This window comes from Niastella yeongjuensis (assembly GCF_900110245.1).
Classification (GTDB): domain Bacteria; phylum Bacteroidota; class Bacteroidia; order Chitinophagales; family Chitinophagaceae; genus Niastella; species Niastella yeongjuensis.
In genome coordinates this window covers 112,392-126,676 of the sequence record NZ_FOCZ01000002.1, presented here as the reverse complement: position 1 = coordinate 126,676, position 14,285 = coordinate 112,392, and the positions used below count along the sequence as shown (strand labels likewise).

Annotated in this window: 10 protein-coding genes; 3 read left to right on the top strand and 7 right to left on the bottom strand. The window is 45.6% G+C overall.

Annotation, left to right across the window (positions count from 1 at the left end):
• Nucleotides 1-7 precede the first annotated feature (7 nt).
• From BMX95_RS05180 to BMX95_RS05170, 3 genes are all read right to left on the bottom strand, one after another.
• Nucleotides 8-1,450: a nicotinate phosphoribosyltransferase gene (locus BMX95_RS05180; RefSeq protein WP_081200922.1), complete on the bottom strand. Its 1,443-nt coding sequence runs from the start codon at nt 1,448-1,450 to the stop codon at nt 8-10.
• Nucleotides 1,451-1,501: 51 nt separating this feature from the next.
• Nucleotides 1,502-2,398, bottom strand: a complete 897-nt coding sequence (locus BMX95_RS05175; RefSeq protein WP_081200921.1) for an NUDIX domain-containing protein — start codon at nt 2,396-2,398, stop codon at nt 1,502-1,504.
• A gap of 194 nt (nt 2,399-2,592) precedes the next feature.
• The gene (locus BMX95_RS05170; protein WP_081200920.1) at nt 2,593-3,285 is read right to left on the bottom strand and encodes an NUDIX hydrolase; all 693 of its coding nucleotides are present in this window, start codon (nt 3,283-3,285) and stop codon (nt 2,593-2,595) included.
• 76 nt (nt 3,286-3,361) lie between these two features.
• On the opposite strand from BMX95_RS05170, the gene BMX95_RS05165 reads away from it, so the two are divergent.
• From BMX95_RS05165 to BMX95_RS05155, 3 genes are read left to right on the top strand one after another with little or no spacing between them, the layout of a single operon-like run.
• A complete protein-coding gene (locus BMX95_RS05165; protein WP_081201781.1) occupies nt 3,362-4,954 on the top strand; it encodes a class I SAM-dependent methyltransferase in 1,593 nt (530 codons plus the stop codon).
• A gap of 22 nt (nt 4,955-4,976) precedes the next feature.
• Nucleotides 4,977-5,993 (top strand): hypothetical protein, encoded by a 1,017-nt coding sequence (locus BMX95_RS05160; RefSeq protein WP_081200919.1) that lies wholly within the window; start codon nt 4,977-4,979, stop codon nt 5,991-5,993.
• Entirely contained in the window at nt 5,950-8,190 is a 2,241-nt protein-coding gene (locus BMX95_RS05155; protein WP_090519304.1) for a hypothetical protein, read from the top strand. The genes BMX95_RS05160 and BMX95_RS05155 overlap by 44 nt, the downstream gene beginning before the upstream one ends.
• Before the next feature lie 117 nt (nt 8,191-8,307).
• Here the strand turns inward: BMX95_RS05155 and BMX95_RS05150 are convergent, their stop codons facing one another.
• The 4 genes from BMX95_RS05150 to BMX95_RS05135 are packed head-to-tail and all read right to left on the bottom strand — an operon-like array spanning nt 8,308 to nt 14,283.
• Entirely contained in the window at nt 8,308-9,450 is a 1,143-nt protein-coding gene (locus tag BMX95_RS05150) for a VWA domain-containing protein (protein ID WP_081200917.1), read from the bottom strand.
• Nucleotides 9,447-11,696: a DUF5682 family protein gene (locus BMX95_RS05145; RefSeq protein ID WP_081200916.1), complete on the bottom strand. Its 2,250-nt coding sequence runs from the start codon at nt 11,694-11,696 to the stop codon at nt 9,447-9,449. The genes BMX95_RS05150 and BMX95_RS05145 overlap by 4 nt, the downstream gene beginning before the upstream one ends.
• Nucleotides 11,697-11,730: 34 nt before the next feature.
• Entirely contained in the window at nt 11,731-12,810 is a 1,080-nt protein-coding gene (locus BMX95_RS05140; RefSeq protein WP_081200915.1) for an ATP-binding protein, read from the bottom strand.
• Between the two features lie 15 nt (nt 12,811-12,825).
• The gene (locus BMX95_RS05135; protein WP_081200914.1) at nt 12,826-14,283 is read right to left on the bottom strand and encodes a DUF5691 domain-containing protein; all 1,458 of its coding nucleotides are present in this window, start codon (nt 14,281-14,283) and stop codon (nt 12,826-12,828) included.
• Nucleotides 14,284-14,285 lie beyond the last annotated feature (2 nt).

The window sequence follows — 14,285 nt, the reverse complement described above, 5'->3', positions numbered from 1 at the left end:
TCCTTTTTTACGATTCTATCTGCACCGCTTTCGTAACAATGGCCCGTTCCCTGATCTCCTCAAAACTGTTGGTGTTGATTATTTCTCCATTTTCAAACACCGTTATCATTTGATCTTCATATCCGGTTGGGGTCTCTTTTCTTACTGTCTGATAGCCGGCATCGGTGCGGATCAATTTTAATTGGCCGGCTTTTGATTTTTTAAATGATTGTACCAGTTTGCCGTGTGTGTCCAGTTCTACCGGGCTCTTCTGTACGTCTACAGGATTGCCATTTACCTCGGCATATGAACATTTAAAGGCAAACTTTTGGGTGTCCCGGTCCACCTTTTGTAATAAGGCGCCACCCATTCCCAGCACCAGGTTTTCTGCACTGATACCGTTTACTTTCAGGGCACCATAAATACTGCGGATGGCCTGTACATTTACGCCATCACCCTGTATCACGCGCACCTGGGGTGGTAATACCTTGTATCCTTTTTCATTAATGGTGTAGCCGAATTTGGTCATTAAAATATCAAACACCCGTAATAAAGTGAACACCGGGTCGCCACTATCCGGACGAATTACCAGTACACCATCCCTGCTTAATACGAGGTCTTTTAATTCTGTTCCCCAATATTCGCTACAAGCCCTGAAGATGTCGAACGAGTCAGATACACAGGCTACCACTCCTGTAGGGAACGTTTTTAAAATGTGTTTGAATACTTCCAGCTCACCTTCTTCACCCAACAGGGTACAAACCGAGTGTTCTGTAGCTGGTATTGACAACCCATATACTTTCTGTGCATCGTAATATCTTTTTGCCATCATACTACCCATCAGGGTATCACTACCTCTGAAGCTGATAAGGTGTGCGGCCCCACCCAAACCGGCACTTTCAACAGAACTTACACCCCGGAATCCAAAATCGTTCAACACAAAGTCAATACCGGCTTTTGCTGCTTCTGAAGCGGTTTCTTCAAAATATTCTTCTACGATCTTTCTTACTTCCCTTGATACCGTAGCTACTGTACAGGGGTACCAAACCTGCATCAACAGGGTTTCTAAAAAGTTCGATAACCAGAAACACTCCGGGTCGGTATTCTCGATGGTCATCAGCACATTGTTAACAGGGACTACTGTGCCTTCGGGTACCGCTCTTATTCGAATAGGTAACCGGCCATTGTGTTTTTCCAGAATGTAATCGAACTTACTGCGATCAAATACATCGGTCCTGCCAAATACCTGGGTCAAAAACCCTTCTGCTTCATCGATCTTTTCTTTGGTGATCACCTGGCCTTCCAAATAATATTTCAGAAAATATTGTAATCCAAAGAAAGTGGTCTCGTCAAATTGTCCACCCCGGCTTTCGAGATAAGAATAGATCTTGGTGGTTCCGGGATAGTATAATTTATGGTGAGAATATTTATACGCGTCGGCGAGTAATACAAAGTTTTCTTGCGTTTTCATACGATGTCCAATTTAAATTGTAATCCAAGGTTGTTTTAAGGTCTGTTAAGTTTATTTGGCCAGGTTACTTAATAAAATGTTTACCAGTATGTGGTGTTCTTTCACTATTGTTCCCTGCTGCATCATTGCCTGCAATTCTTTTACCGGAAACCAGCCCAGCTCTTTCAGGTCATCATTTGCTTTTGGATGGCCGAACACCCATTGGGTTTTAAAGAACAGGGTTATGATCTTATCTTCTTCAGAGCGATAACGCCAGTCGTCTATTTTGGCAGAACCTATATATTGCATGGCATTTACTTCCAGATCGCCACATTCTTCCTGCAATTCACGACGGGCTGCGGCTTCGTAACTATCATCTGTAGGATCAGTAAACCCACCAGGAAAACGCCATTGGGGTGCATTGTGTTTTTTTCCTAATAACACCTGGGTATCTCCGTCTTTCAGTACAGCTATATCAACAGTAGGGTACACTTTTGAATAGGCATTCTGAAAAGCATAATTGATGCCCATTCTAAAATCTGTTGATTCAAGCACCCTGTCGCTGTTCTCATTGCGAATAGCCGTAGCTGAATGTTCTCCAAATTCAGGCAGGGCTACTACCTGTAAATGGCCGCTGTAATAGGGCATAAAGCTATCCCGGCTTCCGTACAATATAAACGATTCTGAAGGGAAGGTATTTTGTAACAGGGAATCGATGTTTTTGCTCCAGGTTTCATCTGAAGGATGGTCGCTCAGCGGCAGTACCATCAGCTCGGGGGCATATTGTTTTAATAATCTTTCCCGGGTATAAAAATCAAATGGATTGCGGCGGCTTCCTTTTACCGGAGATACGCCCAGTACTACTACAACTTTATTGTGTTTCGAGCGAATTTCGTCGATTAAATATTTGTGTCCATCGTGGAGGTACGGGGTCTGAAATCTTGCGATAATAACACCAGTTGCTTTCATTTTGCGTTATTTATACGCAAATTTATGTCGCAGATCTGGAATCTCCAAATATTTTGCGTCTAATACACGCAAAATAAATTAACTCCATTAGTGGGGCATAAAGGGGCATGCATACAACTATTTATAAAAGATGCTGCGGTAATATAGCTTACAGCCGGTCAACCTGCAAGCCCTTAAACATTTTTTAATAATTCCTAGATCTCAAAATTGATCCCTTCCTTCACCAGTTCCTGGTAGCGTTTTTTATTGAACTGGTACATTTTGCTGGGGCGGCCCTTGCCTTCGCTTTTCGCATACTCATTGGTTTCATCGAGTATGCCCAGGGCCAGCATTTTCTTGGAGAAGTTACGGCGGTCTATATCACGGTCGAGCAGGGTAATGTATAGTTTTTCGAGGTCGGAAAACGGGAATTTACGATCGAGCAATTCAAAACCAATAGGCTGATAGCGGATCTTGGTACGTACCCGTTCAATGGCCAGGTTCAGGATCTTCTTATGATCAAAAGCCAGCGAGGGCAGGTTCTTAAAATTGAACCATTGCGCATTCTCGGCATCGGTACTGGCCTTTAACTGCTGAAACTGGGCGCTTTTAACCAGGGCAAAATAGGCAATGGAGATCACCCGTTTACGGGGGTCCCGGTCCGGTTCCCCGAATGTATACAGCTGTTCCAGGTAATTTACCCCTATGCCCGTTTCTTCCACCAGTTCCCGGCGCACCGCTTCTTCCAGGGACTCATCGGGCAGTACAAAGCCTCCCGGTATAGCCCACATATTTTTAAATGGGGGATATTTCCGCTGAATCAGCAGAATGGACACGCCTTCGTTTTTGGAATATCCGAATACAATGGCGTCTACTGCTACCTTTATCTCTGAACCGGATGCTGACATGGGCTGCAATATAAAACTTTCGGTGGTAGAACCAAGCTATCCCGGTCAAACTGTATCTTTAACGCAAATCAGTTTCATGTACCTGTTGATCCCCGGCCGCCACCAGCTGCTTACCCAATTTCAGTTCCGTTATATTCAGGGCCTTATTCAAAACGGACTGGAAAACGAAAAAGATGTATTTGGTAAACCTATTGGCAGCAGGCAGAAAATTGAGGCGGTGCTGTTTGCCGTTACTTCGGCCAACCATTCCAATACCCGCCGCAATCCCCTGCCGTTTTATTTGCGCGCCATCACCATCGAGGCCTTTGGCAATGAACTGGACGTTCCCACCTATATGTACGGCATCGACGATGTAGGGTATGTTCCCAATTTTGCCGCCTACACCCTCAAACGCATTCAACACGATAGTGAGGGACAATTCCAGTGCACGCCCGCTAATACCGTTGTAATTTGCTCTACCCCGGTGTTAAATATGTATCACCACCTTGGTTTTACCATACTGCCGGCCGAGTTGCAGGATATAGCCACCTGGAAACACCACACGGCCATGCCCTGGGATGTGGTAGAACAGATTGCCAAAAGCAACCAATGGCAAACAGATCCGTTTGTACAACAACATATGCATGCCTCAGCCTTTACTGTTTGGAAGAAATACAGGCGGGGCGAAAAAGTACAAATGCTGTTCAGGGATGCCATGATCAGCAGTGACGGCGATTTAACGGAGACGCGTGATTACAATGTTTACGTACGGCAAATGGATGATATTGCTGAAATGAAATACCACGATACTGCCCAGTATATTCAACCGGGCCGCATTGGCGACATTGGCTGTGCCGTAGGTTCCTGGATAAAACTGGCCTGTAAAGATGAGCGCCTGCGCGAGTCTGATTTTTATGGAATAGAAGTTTCCCGCTATTTATATGTGCTTTGCCAGCAACGTAAAGAAAATGGTGAGTTTGTAAATCCGTTTGTCTTCTTCTCACAAAAGAACGCCGTAACCGGTCTGGTGTTTGAACCCAATTCCATGAATACTATTCACACCTCGTCGCTTACCCATGAAATTGAATCGTATGGCAGCCGCACCGACCTGTTACAATTTATTCAGAACCGGTATGCAGAACTGGCCCCCGGTGGTGTTTGGATCAATCGCGACGTAGTAGGCCCCGAAAACAAGGACCAAACCGTATACTTATGGTTGAACGATACAGATGGCAGTAATAATGATCCATATAAACTGATCGAAGACAAAACAGCCTTTTCGCATTACCTCGCTGAACTATCAACCTATGCGCGTTTTCTGCGTCTTGCACGCGACTTCAGGCATAAAGAAGGATATGTGTTGAATTATACCACTGCTACAATCAATAATAAAAACTACGTAATAACCAGCTTGCGGAATGCCATGGAGTTCCTGAGCCGTAAAGATTATACCGACAACTGGCAAAGCGAAATGCATGAAACTTTCTGCTTCTGGGATTATTCAGAATGGAAAAGCCATTTGCAGCAGGCAGGTTTTACCATTCACCCTTCTTCAAAAGCATTTACTAATGACTGGATCGTGAACAACCGCTGGAAAGGCAAAACGGAATTGTTTACGTTGAATAACAAGGAACTGGAACCACTAGATTACCCAGTAACCACTATGTTTTTGATTGGGGTGAAAGCATAACCCGTCTTACCTTCGAACCGCAATGAAAAAGTATTGGGGTCCCTTGTTGTTTTTTGTGTTGTTGCTGGCAGCCTGCCAACAACCAGTACATAAGCGCCCTGTTTCGTTCTATTTTTGGAAAACTCAGTTCGCCCTGAATAGGTTTGAACAAAACGTATTACGGGAACATGCCGTTGATACGTTGTATGTGCGGTACTTTGACATCGATTATAAACCGGAAGCTACCCAGCCAACACCCGTATCTCCCATCCGACTTGATTCCTCAATAACTCATTACAAGGTAGTTCCGGTCATATTTATAAAAAACAGAACATTCGACCGGTTACAGGCTGCCGACATCCCTACGCTGGCTGCAAACGTATTACACCTGATTGATCAAATTAATAAATCACAACACCTTACTACCCGGGAAATACAATTCGATTGTGACTGGACAGAAACCACCCGCGATCACTTCTTTCAATTCATCCGGGAATACCAGTCAATTTCCAAACAAAAGATCTCATCTACCATACGCCTGCACCAGGTAAAGTATAAAGAAAGGATGGGCATTCCGCCGGTTGATCATGGTGTGTTGATGTATTACAATATCGGCGCCATCAACGGTGATAATACCAACTCCATTTATGAAAGGTCGGTTGCCAACCGGTATAATTCATATATAAGATCTTATCCTTTATCATTAGATGTTGCTTTACCAGTGTTTTCGTGGGGATTACAAATGCGTAATGGCCAGGTAATTGACCTGTTAAATAAAATTAACTTTACACAATTTGAAAATGACAGCAACTTTACTATTTTAACCAGCAACCGGTACCAGGTAAAACATGCCTGCTTCAAGGCAGGGTATTATTTTCAGCCAGGTGATGAAATAAAAAACGAGCATGTACCGGCTGATGACCTATTGGAAATAACAACCCAGATAAATAAAAATACCAATCACCGCATTGGAAAACTGATCTTCTACGACCTCGACAGCACTAACCTCATTCAATATGAAACGGATATTATCAAAAAAGTACTTACTAACGCTGACTAGCTCATTGGCTGTTGGCACCGGCATTATACTGGCTTGCGCAGGCGACTGGGACGACGGGTCCCGCCTCAACTTTACTCCCGATGTATTTGCCGATCGCAGTTACAGTCCTTTCTTTTATGCCCCTGAAAGCTTTTATGGTTTCGGGTACGATAACAAGCACGACACCCGGTTCAATGAATCAAATGTCACTGACTGGGCAACTTATTTAGGTAGCAGCACTCCCCGTACTGAGCTGGAATATTTATTACAAAAAGCCACGGAGGGATCAATTGACAGTGCTGCCGGTTATGCTGCGGGGAAATTAAAAATCCTCCCTGGCAGTATGCAATCGTTCCAACTGCTTAACAAGGGGGAGAAAAAGACGATCGCCTTCCTGACCTATTTATCACTGGCCAAAAAAACAGAAGTATTTGCCGTTAATAACCTCGAATATGAGTGGGATTATGATTCAAAAAAGAAGAATCCTTATTACAATGCAAAGCCTTTAAACAGCAAATTACAACAGGAATATACCCAGGCAAAAGACCCCTTCCTAAAGCAACGGTATTGGTTCCAGTTAGAACGTTCTTATTTCTTTAATGACTCTGCACAAAAAGCGATCAGCTTTTTCGAAAGCAACGAAAAAGTGTTTCCAAAGAATGAGTTGTATTACCGTACCATGGCCTACGCGGCCGGCGCCTACTACAAATTAAAGAACTACACCAAAGCCAACTATTATTACAGTAAAGTATACGATGGCTCCAACGCCCTCAAAACGGTAGCCCATTACAGCTTTCATCCCCAGGAAGAAGCCGACTGGAAGGCTACCCTGGCCTTATGCGCCAACAACGAGGAAAAGATAACCCTGTGGCAGATGCTCGGTGTTTTTTATGAAGATGAGTATCGTTCCATCCAGGAGATCTATGCATTGAATCCGCGCAGTGAAAAACTGAATCTCTTATTAACAAGAGCGGTCAATCAGATTGAAGAAACCCTGAACCTTAATTCTCATAAATATGATGGCAGCGATACGTCTAAAAACAAGGTGATAGCTCTGATCAACCGAATTGCACAGGCTAACAATACCAATCGGCCAGCCATGTGGCATATGGCCACCGGCTATCTGTATATGCATAATGAGAAGTATCAGCAGGCAGCAGCCTGTTATGCACAGGCGGAAAAAAGGCTGTCAAAAGAACAAGGGGAAAAGGAACAATTGCGTGTATTTAAATTAATAAATACAATTTCCAGCGCACCCAAAGCCGATGCCAAACTGGAAAAAGCTATTTTACCTGACCTGGAATGGTTACTGGATGACCACATAAAAAAAGAAGTAAGGACCCAGGGGGCCACAGACTGGATAAAAGGATCGCTGGCGAAGATGTACAACAATCAAAACGAATCTATAAAAGCGATATGCTTTGAAAATGACTGCGTTTATTATACGAATGACAAAAACATAGAGGCCCTGAAAAGCTTCTTAAACAAGCCCAATAAAACGCCCTATGAATTATTGGTATCCAAACAATATGCACTAAAAATGGAGGACCTGCTTGAATACCAGGCCATCCAGGTAACCTATACCAACAACCTGAATGAAGCCATTTCAAAAATGGAGGAAGCCGTTTCAAAAGCGGGGACAGGTACTGTTAATATCGAACTGCAGGGTAACCCTTTCAATGGCCGCTTACAGGATTGTCACGATTGCGACCATGAAGCCCCGCAAAAGATAAAATACAATAAGCTTTCATTACTCAAAAAAATGAAAGACATGCAAGATAAGATCAAAGCGGGCACAGATGTATACACCAATGCCATGCTGCTGGCCAATGCGTTTTATAATATAACCTGGTATGGTAATGCCCGCGCCTTTTATGATTGTAACGTGTATCAATGCTATAGCAGTGACGCTCCCCACGTCGTGAGTCCCCCGGGCAATATGCAACCGGCCATTAAATATTACACGTTGGCCCTCAGTGTTGCCAAAACTGATGAGCAGAAAGCAAAATGCCACTTCATGCTGGCCAAATGTGAACGCAACGAATATTACGATGGGAAAGTAGTCAACAATAAAGATTCTATGTATAGCCCAGATAACAGACCAGACTTTTTAGCATGGGAAGGCTTTAAAACATTGAAAACAAAATATTCCAATACGCAGTTTTATAAAGAAGCGATCAAAGAATGCGGTTACTTCAGAACGTACACGCGTAAGTAAGCGAGATAGGAAGTAAGAAGCAGGAGGTACGAAGCTCGCGAATTTCTATTTCCTACTTCTTACTTCGTACTTCGAAAAGTTTACAATAAAGAAGGCGGTCTTTAGAAGACACCTTCTTTATTTTTTTATTACCATATCTTCCTTCGCAGCCCACATCCCAATATCCTGTTTACTTAAAGCAGCAGCCATCAGGTCGGGGAATTTGTCGGGCGTACAGGCAAACACGGGAATGCCCAGGTTGGAAAAATATTGCGCATTGTTATGGTCATAAAAAGGAGCACCTTCATCATTCAGGGCCAGCAATACCACTACCTGAACACCTGCCGCTACCAGTTCCGCAGCCCGTTTACGCATTTTGTCTTCATTGCCACCTTCGTATAGATCGGTGATCAGCACCAGTACGGTATCGTTTGGTTTGGTGATGATCTGCTGGCAATAGGTAAGCGCCAGGTTGATATCTGTTCCTCCACCCAGTTGCACACCGAATAACAACTCTACCGGGTCGGTCAGTTCTTCCGTGAGATCTGTTACGGCCGTATCAAATACTACCATCTTTGTTTTTATAGCCGGGATCGAGGCCATCACCGACCCAAAGATGCCGGAATAAACCACTGAAGTGCCCATAGATCCGCTTTGATCTATGCACAGTACCACGTCTTTCAAAGCAGTCCGTTTACGTCCATAGCCGATCCTGGTTTCGGGAATGATGGTTTTATATTCGGGTTGATAGTGTTTCAGGTTCTTTTGAATGGTAGCATGCCAGTTGATCTCGTTATGCCGGGGCCGGCGATTGCGGGCGCTTCTGTTTAAACTACCCATGATTGCCTGTTGGGTGGGTTGTGACAGTTTACGCATCAACTCCTCTACCACTTTACGCACTACCTGGCGTGCCGTGTCTTTTGTTTTATCAGGAATTACTTTACTCAGCGTCATCAAAGTAGCTACCAGGTGCACATCAGCTTCTACATTTTCGAGCATTTCCTTTTCAAACAACATCTGCGTCAGGTTCAGCCGGTTCAGGGCATCCTGTTGCATTACCTGTACAATGGAGGAAGGAAAAAACGTGCGTATATCTCCCAGCCAGCGGGCTACGTTGGGGGAGGATGGGCCGAGTCCGCCCTGACGGGTGCTGTCGTATAATGCTTCCAGTGTTTTATCCATTTGCAGATCGCGCTCATTCAGGGTAACACCGGTGCCGTCGTTTTCTTTTCCACCCAGAATCAACCGCCATTTGCGGGTATGTTGTTCGTTGTTGCTCATGGTTTGGTTTTTATACCTAATAATTGCATGATAACCGGGAGGCCCCGTTTAGCCCTTTCTTCGTCTATATTACTTTCAACCTGTTTAACGGTTGTACCGCTACCGCCTGTCTTCACCTTCTCACCCAGCTTTTTTCTTTCAGGGGAGGAGAAACCGGCAAATGTTCTGCGTAACAGGGGCAACACCCTGGTGAAGGTTTCTTCATCCAATGTATCTACCCAATTGTTCACCAGGTTCCAGAGATCGTTATCGATTAACAAAATGGTGCCGCTGCCTTTGAGGAAACCTTCAAGCCAGGCAGCTGCTTTATCGGGTGGCGTTGCCGATGACATGGCATAATGAAATACCCGCACCAGGGCTTCGCCTTCCAGTAATTTATAATCTGCCAGCAGTCTTGTTGCATAACCAGCAATGGTGGGCGTAGTATTCCCCCCTGTGGCTATAGCCTGCAGGGTCTGCTGCCACTGGCTGGTAATATCGGATTGCTGTAACACATTCACCGCATCGTTCAACTTAAAGAAAAACTCAAGCAGTTTTTGGGCAGCGTCGTCACTTACGGCTGTACAGGCTGCCGGCAAACTCACGTAAATACGTGTAAGCATGCTGTTTACAATACCCATTACCAGGTCGGCATCGGTTTTTCGTACGCTGCCATACCGGGTTGCCTGTACCAGTCCTGGCACTACTTCCATTAACTGGATCACATCTCCGCTGGCAGCTGCCAGGTTATTGATGCGTTGTATGCATGTTTCCACGGCCCGGTGTAATTCGGCCGGAATGGTATTCTCCAGTAATTCAGTTACAACACTTAGTGAATCGGCATCACCGGCTTTTGCCATCACGAATTTCTCCGCAGCTTCTGCCACGGTATTTCCCCAATTGCCTTTTTCAATAATGTTGATCGACAGTTCCGGGCTCCATTGTAAACGCCATTGTTCTTTAAATGTACCCTTGCCGGTCACTTCCTGGCGTTCACCCCAGTTTATTTCCAGCAATTGCAACCTGTGCAGAAAGATGCTTCGTTCCAGGTCGTTTTCCTTGCGCAAGTCAAGCGTATAATCCTTAAAATCGGCAGCTGCCGGTAAACGCAGTCGTTTCTGCAGCTTTTCAATATCCAGCTGTAATGGCGGCTTAGGGATCTCCTGGGGCACTTCGCCAATGCGGTTGCTTACGATCAGCTCATCGTTGATCAGCTGCATTTGAATGCTTTCCCCATTACAAAGCACCGTGCGGGTGGCTTCGTTCAGTTCTTCCAGCCCCGCCTTGTATAAGTTGCGCATACTGGCCAGTGATTCAGCCAGCCGTACCGCTTCAATTACATGCGCTACAGAGGTGTCCATTTGTTTTGTTCTGAACAACTGGGCCACTTTGGCCATCCAGCGGGTACCATCGTCATGGGGATAATGCCACACATGATCATACCAGCCGGGTGATCCAATACCCGCGCCATAACCGCTGTAATAACTCAGGCGGCTGTACGTCCAGGGGATCCACGTACATTCTACTTTTACTTTGGGCAAACCCTTCAGCAACTCATTGTCTTCTTTGGCGCTGGGCATGTTAACCAGGGCGGGTGCATGCCAGGCGCCGCAGATCACTGCAATGTTCCGGAACATTTCCTTTTCTGCCTGGCGAATGGTTTTTCGCATCCAGGCTTCGCGGCATTGTTCTGCCCGGTCTTCCTTTCCCGGCATGGTTTCGCGCAATACCTGCATGGCTTCCGTTACGGCTTCAAACACCTGCTCATTACTTTGCCGGTGCTCAAACATATGCTCCCACCATTTCTCCCCATCTTCATATCCGGCTGCTTCTGCCAGGTAGGAGATCGGGTCTTTGGCAAAGGCAATCTTATCTCCTGCTTCGTTATTTCGGATTATATAATTGTTCACCGAGGGTTCAACTGCAACTGGTGGTTCCTTTTTTTCTTTTTCCAGTGCAACCTGATGGCTGATGGGCAGGTCCATAAACCGCACATGGATATTGTTCCGGCGGGCATAAGCGATCGCCTGCCATTCAGGTGAAAACTCTGCAAAGGGATAAAACGACGACCGCTGCGGATCATCGGGTTGATACACCAGTATGGCTACCGGTGGTTTCAGCGCCTCATGGTTTACCCATTGTAGCAAAGGGTCTGCTTCGGGCGGCCCTTCTACCAATACAATATCCGGCTTTACCTTTTCCAGAAACTCTTTTACATTTCTGGCGGAACCGGGCCCGTGGTGTCGTATGCCTAGTATGTGAATCATGGTGAGTTGTGAGTAGTGAGTTGTGCGTGGGTGCCTACAGCAGGTCGCGGCACGCCCGATAAATGTCCTTCCAGTCCTCTCTTGGTTTAACAACTGTCTCCAGGTATTCCTGCCAAACGAGTTTATCCTGCACCGGGTCTTTCACTACTGAACCAATAATACCCGCAGCGAGATCAGCAGCCTTTAACTGACCATCGCCAAAATATGCAGCCATAGCCAGGCCATTGTTCACTACTGAAATGGCTTCTGCGGTGCTGAGCGTACCACTGGGTGTTTTTATTTTTGTTTTTCCATCGAGGGTAACACCGCTGCGCAGTTCCCTGAAGATGGTCACAATGCGACGGATCTCCGCCAAAGCTGGTGGCTCGGCTGGTAATTCCATTACCTTCTCAAAACTTTCTACCCGGCGTTTTACGATATCGATTTCTTCATCCATGGAATCCAGCACCGGTAATATCACGGTGTTGAACCGGCGCTTCAGGGCGCTCGACAATTCATTCACCCCTTTATCGCGGTTATTGGCAGTTGCTATTACATTGAACCCTCTTACCGCCTGTACTTCTGAATTCAACTCGGGTATAGGCAAAGTTTTTTCCGACAGAATGGTAATGAGCGTGTCCTGCACATCGGCGCCAATACGCGTCAACTCTTCTATACGTACTATTTTACCATCTTTCATAGATCGCATCACCGGTGTTTCTACCAATGCTTTTTCTGAGGGACCTTCTGCGAGCAACCGGGCATAGTTCCAGCCATACCGGATTGCTTCCTCACTGGTGCCGGCTGTACCCTGAATGATCATGGTAGAGTCGCCACAAACCGCGGCAGCCAAATGCTCACTCACCCAGCTTTTTGCCGTACCGGGCAATCCATATAATAACAACGCCCGGTCGGTGGTCAATGTAGCCACGGCTATTTCCATCAACCGCTTGTTACCAATGTATTTTGGCGTTACCTCAAACCCGTTCTGCAACTTTCCGCCGGTCAGGTAGGTAACCACCGACTGAGGCGTTAATTTCCAGTTGGCCGGACGCTTGCCGGTTTCCTGTTTTTGCAGTTCTTCCAGCTCCTGGGCATATAATTGTTCAGCGTGTTGACGTAGTAAGGAAGACATAAGGTGTTATTATTTTTAATCGTTAAAGGATTGTATAGTTTGTTTTTTCAGGTTGATGAGCGTGGTAATGTATTCACTGGTATTATACCAGGTATTTTTCAGATAGTCTTCAGCCGGTGCGCATTTTTCCAATTCGGTAACTATACCTATGGGTATACAATGAATGTACCGGCTATAAAACGAGCGGTTATACTGATAAACACTTTTTGCCGTCTTTATAAAAATGGCCCGCGTTAAATCGAGGCTCCAGGTATCTTCCCGTTTAATAGCATGTTCTATTATGTTCTCTGAAAACTGGTCCATGAACTTGATGCTGTAAAACTCCTGTTCTTTTACCGGCAGCAGAGGGATAATATCTATATAAAAGACCTGGCTGTTTTGCATGAAAGCCGTTGCCCACTGTTGATCTTTAAAGGCTACTACCGCCTGTACAAGCGCCGGCATTAACTTTTTACCTATAGGGTCTTTTTGCATGGACCTGATGATAATATCGGGTTCGCTATTCAAGCGGGTTTCCCAAAAAGCCGGCGGCACTGCCTGCATCATTTGAAAAATGATGAACTCTTCATCGGTAAAATCTTTGCTGTTGCTTAGCTTATCAAGCCCCGTGGTTTTGAAAAGGTTCTCATCCAACCCGGCAGGCAATTTTATCTGCAAGCCTTTTTTACCAATAGTGACCGTCTTTTGCAGCACCTGCTGGTATTGATGTACAATGGGGGATTCAGGGATCTGCTTCAGCAACCAAAGGGCCACATCTTTTACTTTTTTACTTTTCTCTTTTGCCAGGCTTTCCAGGAACTCAATATCATCTTCCCCAATGTTGATGTCCATGAGCATCAGCCATTCTACTTTTGTACCGGCGTCTTCCTGTGCCCAGGTTTGTTGCAACCAGGTCCTTGCCTTTGCCGGATCGTCTTTACGCAATTGTTCCAGCACGGCTTTGCGTTGTTCAGCAGACCCGGTTTCCCATAATTCTTCCTGGGTGGTGGCGGTTGAAAAGTTCCATTCCGGATTGAACTTACTAAGCCAGTCGCCCCGTTTGCCACAGCAGGCCACCACCAGGTTTTGCAATTTCTTTTGTTGCGTGCCAATGGTTAATAGTGCCGGCACCAACTCCGGTGTTACCACCTGATTTTTTGCAGCACATAATTGCAGCCAGAATTGTAATAAGGAATTGCTTTCCGATTCCAGAATATCGTTTACCGTTTGAAGCGCCCATGGTGAACAATATGGTTTCTCTTCAATGGCGGCTTTTGAGATCGTTACGCCCTCTTTTTGCAGGGGCAGCATCCCGCATTGGCGATAATTGAATGCCAGGGCGGCTATTTGTAAAAACTGATCTTCTTTATCAGTGGTGCTTTTTTGTATGAGTTCAACAGCCGCTGCCAGTTCAGCCGGTAATTCATTGGCGGCAAGCGTTCGTTTGTCTGTACCCAGCAAAGCTGTATTAATGATCTGATCCCAGGTTTGCATAT

Excerpts from the sequence above, each read along its gene's own strand:
- BMX95_RS05180 (WP_081200922.1), bottom strand. The coding sequence starts at position 1,450 with ATGAAAACGCAAGAAAACTTTGTATTACTCGCCGACGCGTATAAATAT.
- BMX95_RS05175 (WP_081200921.1), bottom strand. The coding sequence starts at position 2,398 with ATGAAAGCAACTGGTGTTATTATCGCAAGATTTCAGACCCCGTACCTC.
- BMX95_RS05170 (WP_081200920.1), bottom strand. The coding sequence starts at position 3,285 with ATGTCAGCATCCGGTTCAGAGATAAAGGTAGCAGTAGACGCCATTGTA.
- BMX95_RS05165 (WP_081201781.1), top strand. The coding sequence starts at position 3,362 with ATGTACCTGTTGATCCCCGGCCGCCACCAGCTGCTTACCCAATTTCAG.
- BMX95_RS05160 (WP_081200919.1), top strand. The coding sequence starts at position 4,977 with ATGAAAAAGTATTGGGGTCCCTTGTTGTTTTTTGTGTTGTTGCTGGCA.
- BMX95_RS05155 (WP_090519304.1), top strand. The coding sequence starts at position 5,950 with ATGAAACGGATATTATCAAAAAAGTACTTACTAACGCTGACTAGCTCA.
- BMX95_RS05150 (WP_081200917.1), bottom strand. The coding sequence starts at position 9,450 with ATGAGCAACAACGAACAACATACCCGCAAATGGCGGTTGATTCTGGGT.
- BMX95_RS05145 (WP_081200916.1), bottom strand. The coding sequence starts at position 11,696 with ATGATTCACATACTAGGCATACGACACCACGGGCCCGGTTCCGCCAGA.
- BMX95_RS05140 (WP_081200915.1), bottom strand. The coding sequence starts at position 12,810 with ATGTCTTCCTTACTACGTCAACACGCTGAACAATTATATGCCCAGGAG.
- BMX95_RS05135 (WP_081200914.1), bottom strand. The coding sequence starts at position 14,283 with ATGCAAACCTGGGATCAGATCATTAATACAGCTTTGCTGGGTACAGAC.